Origin of the sequence: Streptomyces griseomycini (assembly GCF_014203535.1) — a bacterium.
GTDB classification, from domain to species: Bacteria; Actinomycetota; Actinomycetes; order Streptomycetales; family Streptomycetaceae; genus Streptomyces; species Streptomyces griseomycini.
On record NZ_JACHJI010000001.1, the window covers coordinates 289,370 to 303,747 of the forward strand.

Annotated in this window: 16 protein-coding genes; 5 read left to right on the plus strand and 11 right to left on the minus strand. The window is 74.4% G+C overall.

Annotation, left to right across the window (positions count from 1 at the left end; genetic code table 11):
- Positions 1-4 precede the first annotated feature (4 nt).
- The 4 genes from FHS37_RS01315 to FHS37_RS01330 are packed head-to-tail and all read left to right on the plus strand — an operon-like array spanning position 5 to position 4,606.
- Positions 5-1,192 carry an ADP-ribosylglycohydrolase family protein gene (locus tag FHS37_RS01315; RefSeq protein WP_184817114.1) on the plus strand — a complete coding sequence of 396 codons (1,188 nt, stop codon included), beginning with the start codon at positions 5-7 and terminating at the stop codon, positions 1,190-1,192.
- Positions 1,180-2,547 carry an ADP-ribosylglycohydrolase family protein gene (locus FHS37_RS01320; protein WP_184817115.1) on the plus strand — a complete coding sequence of 456 codons (1,368 nt, stop codon included), beginning with the start codon at positions 1,180-1,182 and terminating at the stop codon, positions 2,545-2,547. The genes FHS37_RS01315 and FHS37_RS01320 overlap by 13 nt, the downstream gene beginning before the upstream one ends.
- Positions 2,544-3,779 carry a CaiB/BaiF CoA transferase family protein gene (locus FHS37_RS01325; protein WP_184817116.1) on the plus strand — a complete coding sequence of 412 codons (1,236 nt, stop codon included), beginning with the start codon at positions 2,544-2,546 and terminating at the stop codon, positions 3,777-3,779. The genes FHS37_RS01320 and FHS37_RS01325 overlap by 4 nt, the downstream gene beginning before the upstream one ends.
- Entirely contained in the window at positions 3,776-4,606 is an 831-nt protein-coding gene (locus FHS37_RS01330) for an HpcH/HpaI aldolase/citrate lyase family protein (protein ID WP_184817117.1), read from the plus strand. The genes FHS37_RS01325 and FHS37_RS01330 overlap by 4 nt, the downstream gene beginning before the upstream one ends.
- Before the next feature lie 70 nt (positions 4,607-4,676).
- Here the strand turns inward: FHS37_RS01330 and lgt are convergent, their stop codons facing one another.
- The 11 genes from lgt to hisI all read right to left on the minus strand — a co-directional run bounded on the left by lgt (position 4,677) and on the right by hisI (position 13,651).
- Positions 4,677-5,687 carry a prolipoprotein diacylglyceryl transferase gene (gene lgt, locus FHS37_RS01335; RefSeq protein ID WP_184817118.1) on the minus strand — a complete coding sequence of 337 codons (1,011 nt, stop codon included), beginning with the start codon at positions 5,685-5,687 and terminating at the stop codon, positions 4,677-4,679.
- Between the two features lie 117 nt (positions 5,688-5,804).
- Positions 5,805-6,581 carry a DsbA family protein gene (locus FHS37_RS01340; protein ID WP_184817119.1) on the minus strand — a complete coding sequence of 259 codons (777 nt, stop codon included), beginning with the start codon at positions 6,579-6,581 and terminating at the stop codon, positions 5,805-5,807.
- A 75-nt stretch (positions 6,582-6,656) separates the two neighbouring features.
- The gene (gene trpA / locus FHS37_RS01345) at positions 6,657-7,526 is read right to left on the minus strand and encodes a tryptophan synthase subunit alpha (RefSeq protein WP_184817120.1); all 870 of its coding nucleotides are present in this window, start codon (positions 7,524-7,526) and stop codon (positions 6,657-6,659) included.
- Positions 7,523-8,809 carry a tryptophan synthase subunit beta gene (gene trpB / locus FHS37_RS01350; RefSeq protein WP_184817121.1) on the minus strand — a complete coding sequence of 429 codons (1,287 nt, stop codon included), beginning with the start codon at positions 8,807-8,809 and terminating at the stop codon, positions 7,523-7,525. The genes trpA and trpB overlap by 4 nt, the downstream gene beginning before the upstream one ends.
- Before the next feature lie 113 nt (positions 8,810-8,922).
- Positions 8,923-9,117 carry a tryptophan biosynthesis modulator TrpM gene (gene trpM, locus FHS37_RS01355; protein ID WP_184817122.1) on the minus strand — a complete coding sequence of 65 codons (195 nt, stop codon included), beginning with the start codon at positions 9,115-9,117 and terminating at the stop codon, positions 8,923-8,925.
- 20 nt (positions 9,118-9,137) lie between these two features.
- Positions 9,138-9,947 (minus strand): indole-3-glycerol phosphate synthase TrpC, encoded by an 810-nt coding sequence (trpC, locus tag FHS37_RS01360; protein ID WP_184817123.1) that lies wholly within the window; start codon positions 9,945-9,947, stop codon positions 9,138-9,140.
- 124 nt (positions 9,948-10,071) lie between these two features.
- Positions 10,072-10,521 (minus strand): DUF2752 domain-containing protein, encoded by a 450-nt coding sequence (locus FHS37_RS01365; RefSeq protein WP_184817124.1) that lies wholly within the window; start codon positions 10,519-10,521, stop codon positions 10,072-10,074.
- 75 nt (positions 10,522-10,596) lie between these two features.
- Positions 10,597-10,848: an HGxxPAAW family protein gene (locus FHS37_RS01370; RefSeq protein ID WP_184817125.1), complete on the minus strand. Its 252-nt coding sequence runs from the start codon at positions 10,846-10,848 to the stop codon at positions 10,597-10,599.
- 222 nt (positions 10,849-11,070) lie between these two features.
- On the minus strand, positions 11,071-11,712 hold the full coding sequence (locus FHS37_RS01375; RefSeq protein ID WP_184817126.1) for a TIGR02234 family membrane protein: 642 nt from the start codon (positions 11,710-11,712) through the stop codon (positions 11,071-11,073).
- 41 nt (positions 11,713-11,753) lie between these two features.
- Positions 11,754-13,247, minus strand: coding sequence for an anthranilate synthase component I (locus FHS37_RS01380; RefSeq protein ID WP_184817127.1), 1,494 nt, complete (start codon positions 13,245-13,247; stop codon positions 11,754-11,756).
- 11 nt (positions 13,248-13,258) lie between these two features.
- Positions 13,259-13,651 carry a phosphoribosyl-AMP cyclohydrolase gene (hisI, locus tag FHS37_RS01385; RefSeq protein WP_184817128.1) on the minus strand — a complete coding sequence of 131 codons (393 nt, stop codon included), beginning with the start codon at positions 13,649-13,651 and terminating at the stop codon, positions 13,259-13,261.
- 83 nt (positions 13,652-13,734) lie between these two features.
- Here hisI and FHS37_RS01390 point away from each other — a divergent pair, with 83 nt between their 5' ends.
- The gene (locus FHS37_RS01390) at positions 13,735-14,370 is read left to right on the plus strand and encodes a TIGR03085 family metal-binding protein (RefSeq protein ID WP_184817129.1); all 636 of its coding nucleotides are present in this window, start codon (positions 13,735-13,737) and stop codon (positions 14,368-14,370) included.
- The last annotated feature ends 8 nt before the right edge of the window (positions 14,371-14,378 follow it).

Here is a 14,378-nt window from a genome sequence, read left to right on the forward strand (position 1 = left end):
GACCATGCAGCACAAAGAGGAAGAAAGCCGTGAAATGGGCGTGCCCCTGGACGAGCGGATCACCGGTGCCCTCGTGGGGGCCGCCGTCGGCGACGCCCTCGGCGGGCCGGTCGAGGGCTACTCCCCCGAGCAGATCGCCGAGCGCCACGGCGGACGCGTGCACGGCGTCGTCGGCCCCTGGCACGGCGACGCCTGGCGCACCGCCCGCCCCCTCGCCCCGTACCACAAGGGCGACGGCCACGTCACCGACGACACCCTGATGACGCACGCGCTGGTCCGGGTGTACGCGACGGTCCGCGACCACCTGGACGCGTACGCGGTCGCCGACCACCTGGTCCCGGACCTGATGACGAACCCGCGCTGGATCCCGGAGCTGGAGGCGGAGGCGATCCTGCTGCGGCGGGTCTTCCTCGCGGAGAAGTGGCTGGTGGCCCGGCTCCACTACGGCCACGTCGACCCGCGCGAGGCGGGCGTCGGCAACATCGTCAACTGCGGTGCCGCGATGTACGTGGCCCCGGTCGGCCTGGTCAACGCGGCCCACCCGGCCGCCGCCTACGCCGAGGCGCTGGACGTCGCGGGCGCCCACCAGTCGTCGTACGGCCGGGAGGCGGCCGGGGTCCTGGCGGCGGCCGTCGCGGCGGCGTGCGCGCCGGGCGCGACGCCGGACTCGGTGGTCGCCGCGTGTCTGTCCCTGGCGAAGGACGGCACGCGGGCGGCGATCGAGCGGGTCTGCGAGGAGGCGTCCCGGCACACGGACTTCGAGTCGGCGCTGCGCCCGCTGCGGGAGGCGGTGGCCCCGTACGACACCGTGGGCCCCGACTACCGCTCCCCCTCCCTGGGCGCCCGCCGCCCGTCCCGGCTGCACTCGATCGAGGAACTGCCCGTGGCGCTGGGCATGGTGGTGGTGGCCGGCGGCGACTTCCGGCACGCGGTGCTGGGCGCGGTGAACTACGGCCGCGACTGCGACTCCATCGCGACGATGGCCGGTGCCGTGACCGGCGCCCTCGGCTCTCCGGTCCCCGAGGACTGGGCCAAGACCGTGGCCGAGGCCAGCCGCCTCGACCTGTGGGAACCCGCGGTCACGCTCACCGGCGTGGCCCGCGAGGTCTTCGAGCGCGACGTACGGCGCCGCCGCGCCCACGAGCGGGCGTTCGCGGAGTTGGCGGGGGGAGCGCCGGAATGCTCCGACTGACGTGGGTGCAGCCGGAGGACCTGATCGGCCACGAGCTGCGCCAGGCGGCCCAGGACGGCCGTGAGCCCTCGGCGATCGCGGCCCGCTGGCGGGCGGCGGGCGGCCCGGAGGCACCGCTGCGCGCGGGCGCGTCCGAGCGGCCGGCCTCCCGCTACCTGCGCCTGCTGGCCACCGACCTGCTGGACGAACTGGCGGATCTGCCCAGTGCACTGGCGGACGACGAGCCGACCGGCCTGGCCGGGATCCGGGCCCTGTGTCCCGACTGGCCGGCCTCGCCCGCGCTTCCCCCGGCTCCGCCGGGTCCCGAACGCCTCGAGGCCGCCTGGCTCGGCCGGGCCGTCGGCTGCCTGCTGGGCAAGCCGGTCGAGAAGCTCCCCCTCGGCGGCATCCGCCTCCTCGCCCGGGCCGCCGGCAACTGGCCCCTGACCACCTACTTCACCGCCCGCGGGGTCCCCGAGGAGCTGCTGGCCCGCTACCCCTGGAACCGCCGCTCGGCGGCCACCTCCCTCGCCGAGAACATCGACGGCATGCCCGAGGACGACGACCTCAACTACCCCCTGCTGGGCCTGCTCGTCCTCCGGCGCCACGGCCGGGCCTTCACCACCGCGGACGTGGCCCGCGTCTGGCTCGACGAACTCCCCGCCGGCCGCACCTTCACCGCCGAGCGCGTCGCCTACCGCAACCTCCTCTGCGGTCTGGAGCCCCCGCTGACCGCCCGGCACCACAACCCCTTCCGCGAGTGGATCGGCGCCCTGATCCGCGCCGACGTGCACGGCTGGACCCATCCCGGCGACCCGGCGGCCGCCGCCGCGCAGGCGCACCGCGACGCGACCCTCACGCACACCGCCAACGGCGTCTACGCGGCGATGTTCACCGCGGCCGTCATCGCCCGAGCCGCCACCGGCGACCACGACGTCCACGCCTGCCTGCGCACCGGCCTCACGGTCGTCCCGCCCCGCTCCCGGCTCGCCCGCGCCGTCCGGCAGGCCGTCCGGCTGGCCCGCGAGCACACCGACTTCGCCGCGGTCGTCGACCGGCTCCACGCCCTGCACGGCGCCACCCACCACTGGGTGCACGCCGTCCCCAACACCGCCCTGATCACCGCCGCCCTCACCCACGCGGACGGCGACTTCACCGGCTCCGTCTGCCGTGCGGTGTCCGGCGGCTGGGACACCGACTCGAACGGCGCGACCGCCGGGAGCATCGCCGGCCTGCTCGCCGGCTCCCCGGCCGCGCTGCCCGACCGCTGGACGGCCCCGCTGAAGAACCGGCTGGCGACCTCCGTCGGCGACTTCCACGGCACCGGCTTCGACGTCCTGGCCCACCTGACCCACCGGGAGGCCTCCCGCCCATGACGCCCTCCGACCCGACCACCGCCCCACCGCCGGCACCCGCCCCCGCCGGTCCCCCGCTGACCGGCCTGCGCGTGCTGGACCTCGCCACCCTCTTCGCCGGTCCGCTGGCCGCGACCCTGCTCGGCGACTTCGGCGCGGAGGTCGTCAAGGTCGAGCACCCGAGGAAACCCGACCCCTCCCGCGGCCACGGCCCGTCCAAGGACGGCGTCGGCCTGTGGTGGAAGGTGCTCGGCCGCAACAAGCGCACCATCACCCTGGACCTGTCCAGGCCCGGCGGCCGGGACACCCTCCTGCGCCTGGCCGGGACCGCCGACGTGGTCATCGAGAACTTCCGCCCCGGCACCCTGGAGAAGTGGGACCTGGGCTGGCCCGAGCTGTCCGCCGTCAACCCCCGCCTGGTCCTGGCCCGGGTCACCGGCTTCGGCCAGTTCGGCCCGTACGCGCACCGCCCGGGCTTCGGCACCCTCGCCGAGGCGATGAGCGGCTTCGCCGCGATCACCGGCGAACCGGACGCCCCGCCGACCCTGCCGCCGTTCGGCCTGGCGGACTCCATCGCGGGCCTGGCCACGGCGTACGCGGTCATGACCGCGCTGGCCGCCCGCGACCGCACGGGGGAGGGCCAGGTCGTCGACATGGCCCTCATCGAACCGATCCTCACCGTGCTCGGCCCCCAGCCGACCTGGTACGACCAGCTCGGCCACGTCCAGCCCCGCACCGGCAACCGCTCCCAGAACAACGCCCCCCGGGGCACCTACCTCACCGCCGACGGCACCTGGGTCGCCGTCTCCACCTCGGCCCAGTCGGTCGCCGAGCGCGTGATGCACCTGGTGGGCAGGCCGGAGCTGATCGACGAACCCTGGTTCGCCACCGGTGCCGACCGGGCCCGGCACGCGGACGTCCTGGACGAGGCGGTCGGCGGCTGGATCGCGCGGCACACCCGCACCGACGTGCTGGCGGCCTTCGAGAAGGCGGAGGCGGCCGTCGCCCCCGTCCAGGACGTGCGGGACGTGATGGCGGACCCGCAGTACCAGGCCCTGGGCACGATCACCACGGTCGACGATCCCGAGCTGGGCCCGCTGCGCATGCAGAACGTCCTCTTCCGGCTCTCCGGCACCCCGGGCGCGATCCGCTGGGCGGGCCGCCCGCACGGCGCGGACACCGAGGAGGTGCTGACCGAGCTGGGCCTCGCCCCGGCCGAGCTCGCGGCGCTGCGCGCGGAGGGCGCCCTGTGACGGACTTCCCGCTGACCTGGCTGTACGCCCCCGGGGACCGCCCCGCCGTGGTGGCGAAGGCGCTCGTCTCCGGGGCCGACGTGGTGGTGGTCGACCTGGAGGACGCGGTCGCCCCCGGCCGCAAGGCCTACGCCCGCGCGGCCACCGCCGAGCTGCTGCGCGACCCCCAGCCGGTCCCGGTCCACGTCCGCGTCAACGCCCTGTGCGGCCCCTGGGCCGAGGCCGACCTCGCGGCCGTCGCCCCGGCCCCGGGCCTGTCCGGGCTGCGGCTGCCCAAGGTGTCCTCCGCGTCCGAGGTCGTGCGCGTCGCCCGGCGCGCCCTGTCCGCGCACGGCGGTGTGCTCCCGCTGTACGCCCTCCTGGAGTCGGCCCTCGCCGTCGAACGGGCCCACGCCGTGGCGGCCGCCCACCCGGCCCTGCGCGGTATCGCGATCGGCGAGACGGACCTGCGGGCCGACCTGGGCGTACGGGACGACGCGGGCCTCGACTGGTCCCGCTCCCGCGTGGTCGTGGCCGCGCGGGCGGCGGGCCTGGCCCCGCCCGCCCAGTCCGTCCATCCGGACATCCGCGACCTGGAGGGCCTCGCCGCCTCCTGCGCCCACGGCCGCGCCCTGGGCTTCCTGGGCCGCGCCGCGATCCACCCCCGCCAGCTGCCGGTCATCGAGCGGGCCTACCTCCCCGGCGAGGAGGAGATCGAGCAGGCGGAGGCGATCGTCAAGGCGGCGGCGACCGAGCAGGGCGCCCAGGCCCTGCCCGACGGCAGGTTCGTCGACGCGGCGGTGGTGGCGGCGGCTCAGCGGACCCTGTCACTGGCCCGGCGGAGATGAGGCCGCCGGCACACGCCGAGGGCGCCCGGAGACGGTTTCCGGGCGCCCTCGGCGTCGTGTGCGGCGGGCGTCAGCGCTTCTTCGCCGGCCCGGCCCCGTCCGCGGACTTCTCCCCGGCTTCCCCCGCCGCGGCGTCCTCCTTCGCGTCCTGGGCGTCCGAGGCGTCCGCCCCGTCCTCGCCCTTGACGCCGCTCCCGTCGTCGGCCCCGGCCTCGCCCTTGACGCCGCTCCCGTCGTCGGCCCCGGTCTCGCCGTCGGCGGCAGCCGCACCCGGTTCCACCACGGCCTCCCGCCCGGGCCGCTTCCTCGCCGACAGCACGATGTACAGCGCCGCGAGCAGGAACACGAGGAGCGCGGTCCAGTTGTTCAGCCGCAGGCCCAGGACGTGGTGGGCCTCGTCGACGCGCATGTACTCGATCCAGAACCGGCCCGCGCAGTACGCGGCGACGTACAGCGCGAACGCCCGCCCGTGCCCGAGCCGGAAGCGGCGGTCGGCCCAGATCACCAGCAGGGCGACGCCGACGCACCACAGCGACTCGTACAGGAACGTCGGGTGGTAGGTGCCCGGAACCCGCCCGTCGGCGGAGGAGGTGATCTCCACCGCCCACGGCAGGTCGGTGGCCCGCCCGTACAGCTCCTGGTTGAACCAGTTGCCCCAGCGTCCGATCGCCTGCGCGAAGGCGATGCCGGGCGCGACGGCGTCGGCGTAGGCCGGCAGCGGGATGCCCCGGCGGCGGCAGCCGATCCACGCGCCCAGCGCGCCGAACGCGATGGCGCCCCAGATGCCGAGGCCGCCCTCCCAGATCTTGAAGGCGTCCACCCAGTCACGGCCCTCGCTGAAGTACAGCTGGTAGTCCGTGATCACGTGGTAGAGCCTGCCGCCGACGAGGCCGAACGGCACGGCCCAGACGGCGATGTCGGCCACCGTGCCGGCCCGCCCGCCCCGGGCGATCCAGCGCTTGTTGCCGAGCCAGACGGCTACGAAGACGCCGATGATGATGCAGAACGCGTAGCCGCGCAGCGGAACGGGGCCGAGGTACAGCACCCCGCTCGACGGGCTGGGAATGTAGGCAAGTTCCATGGCAGGGTCGACGCTACCGTGCCGGACCGGCCGCACGGCGGGCGGCCCGGCTACGGCTCCATAACAGGACCACGGGGAGCAGGCACCCGGGAACGCCCGGGGGCGGTGCGGACGGTGCTACCCCTTGTTGGCCTCCTGCACCATCCGCTTCAGCTTCTCCGGGGTCATCGAGCGGTCCTTGTAGATGTTCTCGCCGTCGAACAGGACGGTCGGCGTGCCCGTGAAACCGCCCTTCTGGAAGGCCTCGTGGGACTTGGCGACCCAGCTGTCGTGCTTGCCGTCCTCGACGCAGGAGCGGAAGGCGGGGGTGACGAGGCCGTCGACCTTGCCGGCCAGGTCGATGAGCCTGTCGTCGGCGGCGAAGGCGTCGTCGCTCTCCATCGGCTGGTTGTCGAACAGCACCTTGTGGTACGCGGCGAACTTCCCGGCGTCCTGGGCGCAGGCGGCGGCGTTGGCCGCGTTGCCGGAGCCGGCGCCGCCCATGCCGTTGTCGATGAGGGTGACCAGGTGGTAGTCCACCTTCAGCTGACCGGACCCGGTCAGCTCCTCGATGGTCGGGCCGTAGGCCTGCTCGAAGGCCTTGCAGGCCGGGCAGCGGAAGTCCTCCCACACCGTGAGCGTGGCCCCGGCGCTCTCCTTGCCGACCTGGATGGCGGTGCCGTCCTCGCCCACCGCGCCCGAGGGCGGCACGACCGGGCCGGCCGAGTCGCTCCCGCCGTCCTTGCCCGAGTTGGCGGCGACGACGCCGATCACCGTCGCGAGCCCCAGGACGCAGACCACGCTCGCGCCCACGATCAGGCCGCGGCGCCGCTTCTCCGCCGTCTTCTGCTTCTCGCGCTCGACCGCCAGCCGCTCCCGGGCGGTGCGCTTTCCCTCACGATTCTTCTCGCTCACACCCCGCAGAACGAACCGGGGAGGCGCACCGCGCCTCCCCGGCCACAGGTCCACCCGTACGAGGGACCCGTATGACTACCTGCGGATATCCGGCCGTTCAGGCCTGCCGGCCGGCCCCACGTCCCCCTGGACCTGTCCGCGCACGCCCCTGGCGAGGTCGCCCGCGAGCGCGCGGACGGCCTCGACGCCGGCGGTGTGGTCGGGGGCGTCCAGCATCCGCTTGACGAAGGCCGAGCCGACGATCACGCCGTCGGCGAAGCCGGCGACCTCGGCGGCCTGGGCGGGGGTGGAGACGCCGAGCCCGACGCAGACCGGCAGCCCGGTGCCGGTGGACCGGGTGCGTTCCACCAGGTCCCGGGCCTGCGAGCCGACCGACTCACGGGTGCCGGTGACGCCCATCAGGGAGGCGGCGTAGACGAAGCCGCTGCCGGCCGCGGTGATCTCGGCGAGCCGCTCGTCCCTGCTGCTGGGCGCGACCACGAAGACCGTGGCCAGCCCGTGCTTCTCGGCGTGCTCCCGCCACAGCGCGGACTCCTGGACGGGCAGGTCGGGCAGGATGCACCCGGCGCCGCCCGCCTCGGCGAGTTCGGCGGTGAACCGCTCGACGCCGTAGCGGTCGATGGGGTTCCAGTACGTCATGACGAGGACCGGCTTCCCGGTGGCCCCGTGGGCCTCGCGGACGGTGCGCATCACGTCGGCGATCCGCACGCCGCCGCGCAGGGCGATGTCGTCGGCGGTCTGGATGACGGGGCCGTCGAGGACGGGGTCGCTGTGCGGCAGGCCCACCTCCACGACGTCGGCGCCGCCGTCGAGGACGGCCTTGACCGCCTCGATGCCGCCGTCCACGGTCGGGAACCCGGCCGGGAGGTAGGCGATCAGCGCCGAGCGCCCCTCGGACCTCGCCCCGGCGAGGGTGTCCGACAACAGCTGGATGTTCCCGCTCACTTGGCGTCCCCCTCGATCTCGGCGGTGGTGCCGGCCTCGTCGGCGGCGACCTCGGCGTCGGTGTCGTACAGCCCGAAGTAGCGGGCGGCGGTGTCCATGTCCTTGTCGCCGCGCCCGGACAGGTTGACGACGATCAGCCCGTCCTCGCCCAGCTCCCTGCCGACCTCCAGGGCGCCGGCCAGCGCGTGGGCGCTCTCGATGGCCGGGATGATGCCCTCGGTGCGCGACAGCAGCCGCAGGGCCTGCATCGCGGCGTCGTCGGTGACCGCGCGGTACTCGCCGCGGCCGGAGTCCTTGAGGTGGGCGTGCTCGGGCCCGATGCCCGGGTAGTCGAGCCCCGCCGAGATGGAGTACGGCTCGGTGATCTGGCCCTCGTCGTCCTGGAGGACGTAGGAGCGCGAGCCGTGCAGGATGCCGGGCTCGCCCGCGGTGAGGGTGGCCGCGTGCTCGCCGGTCTCGACGCCGTGCCCGGCGGGCTCGCAGCCGATGAGGCGGACGGACTCGTCCGGGATGAAGGCGTGGAACAGGCCGATGGCGTTGGAGCCGCCGCCGACGCAGGCGACGGCGGCGTCGGGCAGGCGTCCGGCGCGCTCCAGCAGCTGGCGGCGGGCCTCGACGCCGATGACGCGGTGGAAGTCGCGGACCATCGCCGGGAAGGGGTGGGGCCCGGCGACGGTGCCGAAGAGGTAGTGGGTGTGGTCGACGTTGGCGACCCAGTCGCGGAACGCCTCGTTGATGGCGTCCTTGAGGGTGCGGCTGCCCGACTTCACGGCGATGACCTCGGCGCCGAGCATGCGCATCCGGGCCACGTTGAGGGCCTGGCGCTGCGTGTCGATCTCGCCCATGTAGATGGTGCAGTCGAGGCCGAACAGGGCGCAGGCGGTGGCGGTGGCGACGCCGTGCTGGCCGGCGCCGGTCTCGGCGATGACGCGGGTCTTGCCCATGCGCTTGGTCAGCAGGGCCTGGCCGAGCACGTTGTTGATCTTGTGGGAGCCGGTGTGGTTGAGGTCCTCGCGCTTGAGGAAGACGCGGGCGCCGCCGGCGTGTTCGGCGAACCGGGGCACCTCGGTGAGGGCGCTCGGGCGGCCGGTGTAGTGGACCAGCAGGTCGTCGAGCTCGCGGGCGAACTCGGGGTCGTGCTTGGCCTTGTCGTACTCGACGGCCACCTGGTCGACCGCCGCGACGAGGGCCTCGGGGATGAACTTCCCGCCGAAGGCGCCGAAGTAGCCTGCGGCGTCCGGGGTGTGACCCTCCGGGTCGGGGATGAAGAAGTTGCTGGGCATGCGGAAACCTCACGGTGAGTCTGCGGAATGCACTGATCGCCGTGGAGCGTGGGGTCGTCGAGCGGCTGCCGGCCGCACGTGGCCGGTCGCGTCCGCGCGACGGAGTCGCATGTTCAGATGCGGCCCCGCGCCCCCTGGGTCGACCGCTGCCATCGCATGCCGTTCACCTGCCCGGGCTCGTCACCGATGACGTACCGCACCCTGCGCCCGTGCACGCGGCGCGCGGGCGCACGGCAGCCACGGGGCCGGCAGCCGCGCGCGAGGCGGGCGTACGGGTCCCTGGCCGCAGGGGTGGTCGGAAGCGTCATCGGTGTCAGCCTACCGGGGATCAGCCCCGCCCGTGCCGCAGTGCGGGATGCTCACCCGCCGCCACCAGGTCGGAGACCGCCGTCTTCGGGTCGCGTCCGGTGACGAGGGACTCGCCGACCAGGACGGCGTCGGCGCCGGCGTTGGCGTAGGCGATGAGGTCGTGCGGGCCGCGGACGCCGGACTCGGCGACCTTGACCAGGTGGGCGGGGATCTCGGGGGCGACCCGCTCGAAGGTGCCGCGGTCGACCTCGAGGGTCTTGAGGTTGCGCGCGTTGACGCCGATGACCTTGGCGCCCGCGTCCACCGCCCGCTCGACCTCGTCCTCGTCGTGCACCTCGACGAGCGGGGTGAGCCCGATGGACTCGGCGCGCTCGATCAGCGACTCCAGGGCCGGCTGGTCGAGGGCCGCGACGATCAGCAGCGCGAGGTCGGCGCCGTACGCGCGGGCCTCCCAGAGCTGGTACGAGGTGACGATGAAGTCCTTGCGCAGGACGGGGATGTCCACACGCGCGCGGACCGCCTCCAGGTCGGCCAGCGAGCCGCCGAAGCGGCGCTGTTCGGTGAGGACGGAGATGACGGCCGCGCCGCCCGCCTCGTAGTCGGCGGCGAGTCCGGCCGGGTCGGCGATCGCGGCGAGCGCGCCCTTGGACGGGCTGGAGCGCTTGACCTCGCAGATCACCTTGACCCCGTCGCCGCGCAGGGCGGCCACGCCGTCCTTGGCCGCGGGGGCCTTCGCCGCACGCTCCTTGAGCTCGTCGAGGCTGACGCGTGCCTGCCGCTCCGCGAGGTCGGCACGGACTCCGTCGATGATCTCGTCGAGCACACTCACGCGAGCGGCCCCCTTCCTGCTTCCTGACGGTGGAACCGGTGGTCACTGCGATGGTATCCGCAGCCGGGCGAAGGCCTCGCATCCAGTTGACGCCGGTCCCACTACCTGGACGTTCCGACGATGATCAAGGATGGAGCCAGCCACCGAACGGCAGGTTCCGGACAACCGTGAAGACCAGCGACAACGCTCCCAGGGACCACAGGAGCACCGGCGGGGGGTCGACCCGCAGCGGTTTCCCGCGCACCGCGCGGACCACCCATACGGTCCACAGCACCGCGAAGCCGGCGTAGCCGAGGACGGCCGGCGCGTTGGCCTGGAGGGCCGTGAGGAGGTCGCCGTGGACGACGGCGTGCGCGCTGCGCAGTCCGCCGCAGCCGGGGCAGTACAGGCCGGTGAGGCGCAGCAGCGGGCAGGCGGGGTAGTGGCCGGGCTCGTTGGGGTCCACGGCCCCGACGTAGGCGAAGGCTCCGGCGACGGCGGCGAGCACTCCGGCGGGGACGGCCAGCCGGGCCGCCCTGCCGCGGGGTGCGCCGCCGCGGGTCGCACCGGGGACGGGGGCGTTCACACCGTGCATTGTGCCCGGACACGCGTCAGGGGCGGTCGCGGCACCACCGTGCCGACCGCCCCTGCCGGGAGTGCTCCGCGGCGCTCAGCCCTCGGCGCGGGCCGGCTCGCGGTCGCCGGTGAACTGGTGCACCGGGTGGTTGCTCTTCGGCTGGCCCATGCCCATCATGCGCATGATGCCGCCGACGACACCGCCGAGGATCACGAGGCCCATGCCCGCCCAGAAGCCCACGGGCTGGGCCATCACCATGAACGCGCCCGCGACGCAGAAACCGATGAAGGCGATGATGACACCGGTCCAGGCGGCCGGGGTGTGACCGTGGCTGCTGCCCGCCATTGCTTGCTCCTCGTTGCTGTGTGCGTGTCTGAGCAGGACGCTCGGGCTCATTGTCCCGCACGCACGCGTGCGCGGTGACCGGGGGTGCTCCCGGCGGCACCCCCGACGCGCCGACGGGACGTCCGACGGAGCCCGCCGGGGTCGCTCCCGCGCCCGAGGGCCCGGCCGGCCGCCCCGGACCCCCGGGCGGCCCGGACCTGGCGGGCGGCCGTCGGCGGGCCCTCAGGCGCCGGTCGGGTCCTCGCCGCGGTCGAGGGCCTTCCAGAGGTCCTCGGGACGGTCGGGGTCCACGGCGGGGGCCCTGCGGCGCTCCCGGGGGGCGCCGTTGCGTTCGTAGCGGCCGGACATGGCGGGCCACAGGCGGCCGTAGCGCAGGGCGAGCAGCCCGGCCAGCAGGAGCAGCAGGCCGCCCACGGCCGCGACGTAGGGCCACGCGGTGTGGGTGAGGGCGTCCACCGTGGCGGAGGTGTCGCCGGAGGCCTGAGCGGCCTTCTCGTCGAGCGCGGCGCTGTCCGAGGCCCCGATCAGCGCCGCCGTGACGGTGCCCGCCCCGGCGAGGGTGAGCAGCGCGGCGACGGCGAGGCGTCCGGCGCGGCGGACGGCGAAGACGGCGACGAGCGCGGCCAGCCCCACGACGGCCAGGGCGGCGGGGACGCCGGTGACGTCGCTGCCATTGGCGGTCAGGGGGAAGGCGCCGCCGGCCACGCGCGCGGTGCCCTCCGACCACTGCTGCCGGGTGGCGAGCAGGGCCACGGCCGCGCCCAGGGCGCCGGACAGCAGGGCGGCGGCGAGGCTGAGGCGGCCGGCCCGGACGGAACCGACGGCCTCGGTACGGGGGTGAGGTACAGCAGTCACGTACCCCACTATCGCCCGGACCCCGGGTGAACCGTCACCCGGGGTTCCCCTCAGGACTTCCCCAGCCGGTTCGCCGTGTGAACGGCGCGCAGCACCGCGGCCGCCTTGTTGCGGCACTCGGTGTCCTCGGCGACCGGGTCGGAGTCGGCGACGATCCCGGCGCCGGCCTGCACGTACGCGGTGCCCCCGCGGAGCAGCGCGGTGCGGATGGCGATGGCGGTGTCGGAGTCGCCCGCGAAGTCGAGGTAGCCGACGCAGCCGCCGTACAGTCCGCGCCGGGACGGCTCGAGCTCGTCGATGATCTGCATCGCTCGGGGCTTGGGCGCACCGGACAGCGTGCCGGCCGGGAAGCAGGCGGTGAGCACGTCGAAGGCGGTGCGGTCGGCCGCGACCCGGCCGGTGACCGTGGAGACGATGTGCATGACGTGCGAGTACCGCTCGACGGACATGAAGTCGACGACCTCCACCGAGCCGGGCTCGCAGACCCGTCCGAGGTCGTTGCGGCCGAGGTCGACGAGCATCAGGTGCTCGGCCCGCTCCTTGGGGTCGGCGAGCAGCTCGTCGGCGAGCGCCTGGTCCTCCTGCGGGGTGGCGCCGCGGTGCCGGGTGCCGGCGATGGGGTGCACCATGGCCCGCCCGTCCTCCACCTTCACCAGGGCCTCGGGGGACGATCCGACCACGTCGAAGCCGTCGAAGCGGAACAGGTACATGTACGGGGACGGGTTGGTGGCCCTGAGCACCCGGTAGACGTCGAGCGCGCTCGCCGTGCACGGGGTCTCGAACCGCTGGGAGGGGACGACCTGGAAGGCCTCGCCCGCGCGGATGCGCTCCTTGACGTCCTCCACGGCCCGCTGGAAGTCGGGGCCGCCCCACCGCGCGGTGTACTCGGGCAGCTCGGAGGGCGGCAGCACGGCCGGGGGCTGGGCCACGGCGCGGGCGAGGTCGGCCTCCATGGCGTCGAGGCGGGCCACGGCGTCGGCGTACGCCTCGTCGACGCCGGTCTCCAGGTCGTTGTGGTTGATCGCGTTGGCGATCAGCCAGACGGCGCCCTCCCAGTGGTCCATGACGGCGAGGTCGCTGGTGAGCAGCATGGTCAGCTCGGGCAGCTTCAGGTCGTCGCGCTCGCCGGGGCCGATCTTCTCCAGGCGGCGCACGATGTCGTAGCCGAGGTAGCCGACCATGCCGCCGGTGAAAGGCGGCAGACCGAGGTCGTGGGCGAGGTCGCGCGGGGTGTGCAGGGTCTCGAGGGTGGCGCGCAGCGCGGCGAGCGGGTCGCCGTCCGCGGGGACGCCGACGGGCGGGGTGCCCTGCCAGTGGGCCTGTCCGCCGTGCTCGGTGAGGGTGGCGGAGCTGCGGACGCCGACGAAGGAGTAGCGGGACCAGGAGCGTCCGTTCTCGGCGGACTCGAGCAGGAAGGTGCCGGGGCGCCCGGCGGCGAGCTTGCGGTAGAGCGCGACCGGGGTGTCGCCGTCGGCGAGCAGCTTGCGGGTGACCGGGATGACCCGGCGGTCGGCGGCGAGCTTGCGGAACGTCTCGAGGTCCATGGCGGCCGACCTTACTGATCCGAGGCCGGTACGCCGGAATCGGCGTCCCCGAGCAGCACGTCGGCGTCGAAGCAGGTGCGGGCGCCGGTGTGGCAGGCGGCGCCGACCTGGTCGACCTTGACCAGCACGGTGTCCGCGTCGCAGTCGAGGGCGACCGACCTGACCCACTGGAAGTGGCCGGAGGTGTCCCCCTTGACCCAGTACTCCCGGCGGCTGCGCGACCAGTAGGTGCAGCGGCCGGTGGTCAGCGTGCGGTGCAGTGCCTCGTCGTCCATCCAGCCCAGCATCAGCACCTCTCCGGTGTCGTACTGCTGGGCGATGGCGGGCAGGAGGCCGTCGGGGCTGCGCCTGAGGCGCGCGGCGATCTCCGGGTCGAGGCGGCTGGGCCGGGACGTGCTGGTCATGCCGACCATTGTGCCGCGCGGAGCGATCGCACCCGCGCGTGCGTCCACTGTGCGGACTCCCCGCCCGGCCGTAGGCTGGCGGCATGTCGACCCATGCCAAGCGTGAACGGCTTCTCCTGGCCGATCTGCTGGAGACCACGGGCCCCCAGGCCCCCACCCTGTGCGAGGACTGGACGACCCGTGACCTCGCCGCCCACGTGGTGGTGCGCGAGCGCCGTCCCGACGCCGCCGGCGGCATCCTGGTCAAGCAGCTGGCGCCGCGTCTGGAGCGGGTGATGGCGGAGTTCACCGCGAAGCCGTACGAGGAGCTGATCCAGCTGATCCGCACCGGGCCACCGCGCTTCTCGCCCTTCTCGCTCAAGCAGGTCGACGAGATGTCGAACATCGTCGAGTTCTACGTCCACACGGAGGACGTCCGCCGGGCCCAGCCCGACTGGACGCCGCGTGAACTCGACCCGGTGTTCCAGGACGCCCTGTGGTCCCGGCTGGAGCGCACCGCCCGCCTGGTGGGCCGGGGCGTTCCGACGGGCCTGGTGCTGCGCCGCCCGAACGGCCAGACGGTGGTGGCCCACCGCGGCACCCCGGTGGTCACGGTGACCGGCGAGCCGTCGGAGCTGGTGCTGTTCGCCTACGGGCGGCAGAGCGCGGCGAAGGTCGAGCTGGACGGTGAGGAGAACGCGATCGCGAAGCTGCAGGAGACCAAGCAGCTCGGCATCTGACCGACGGG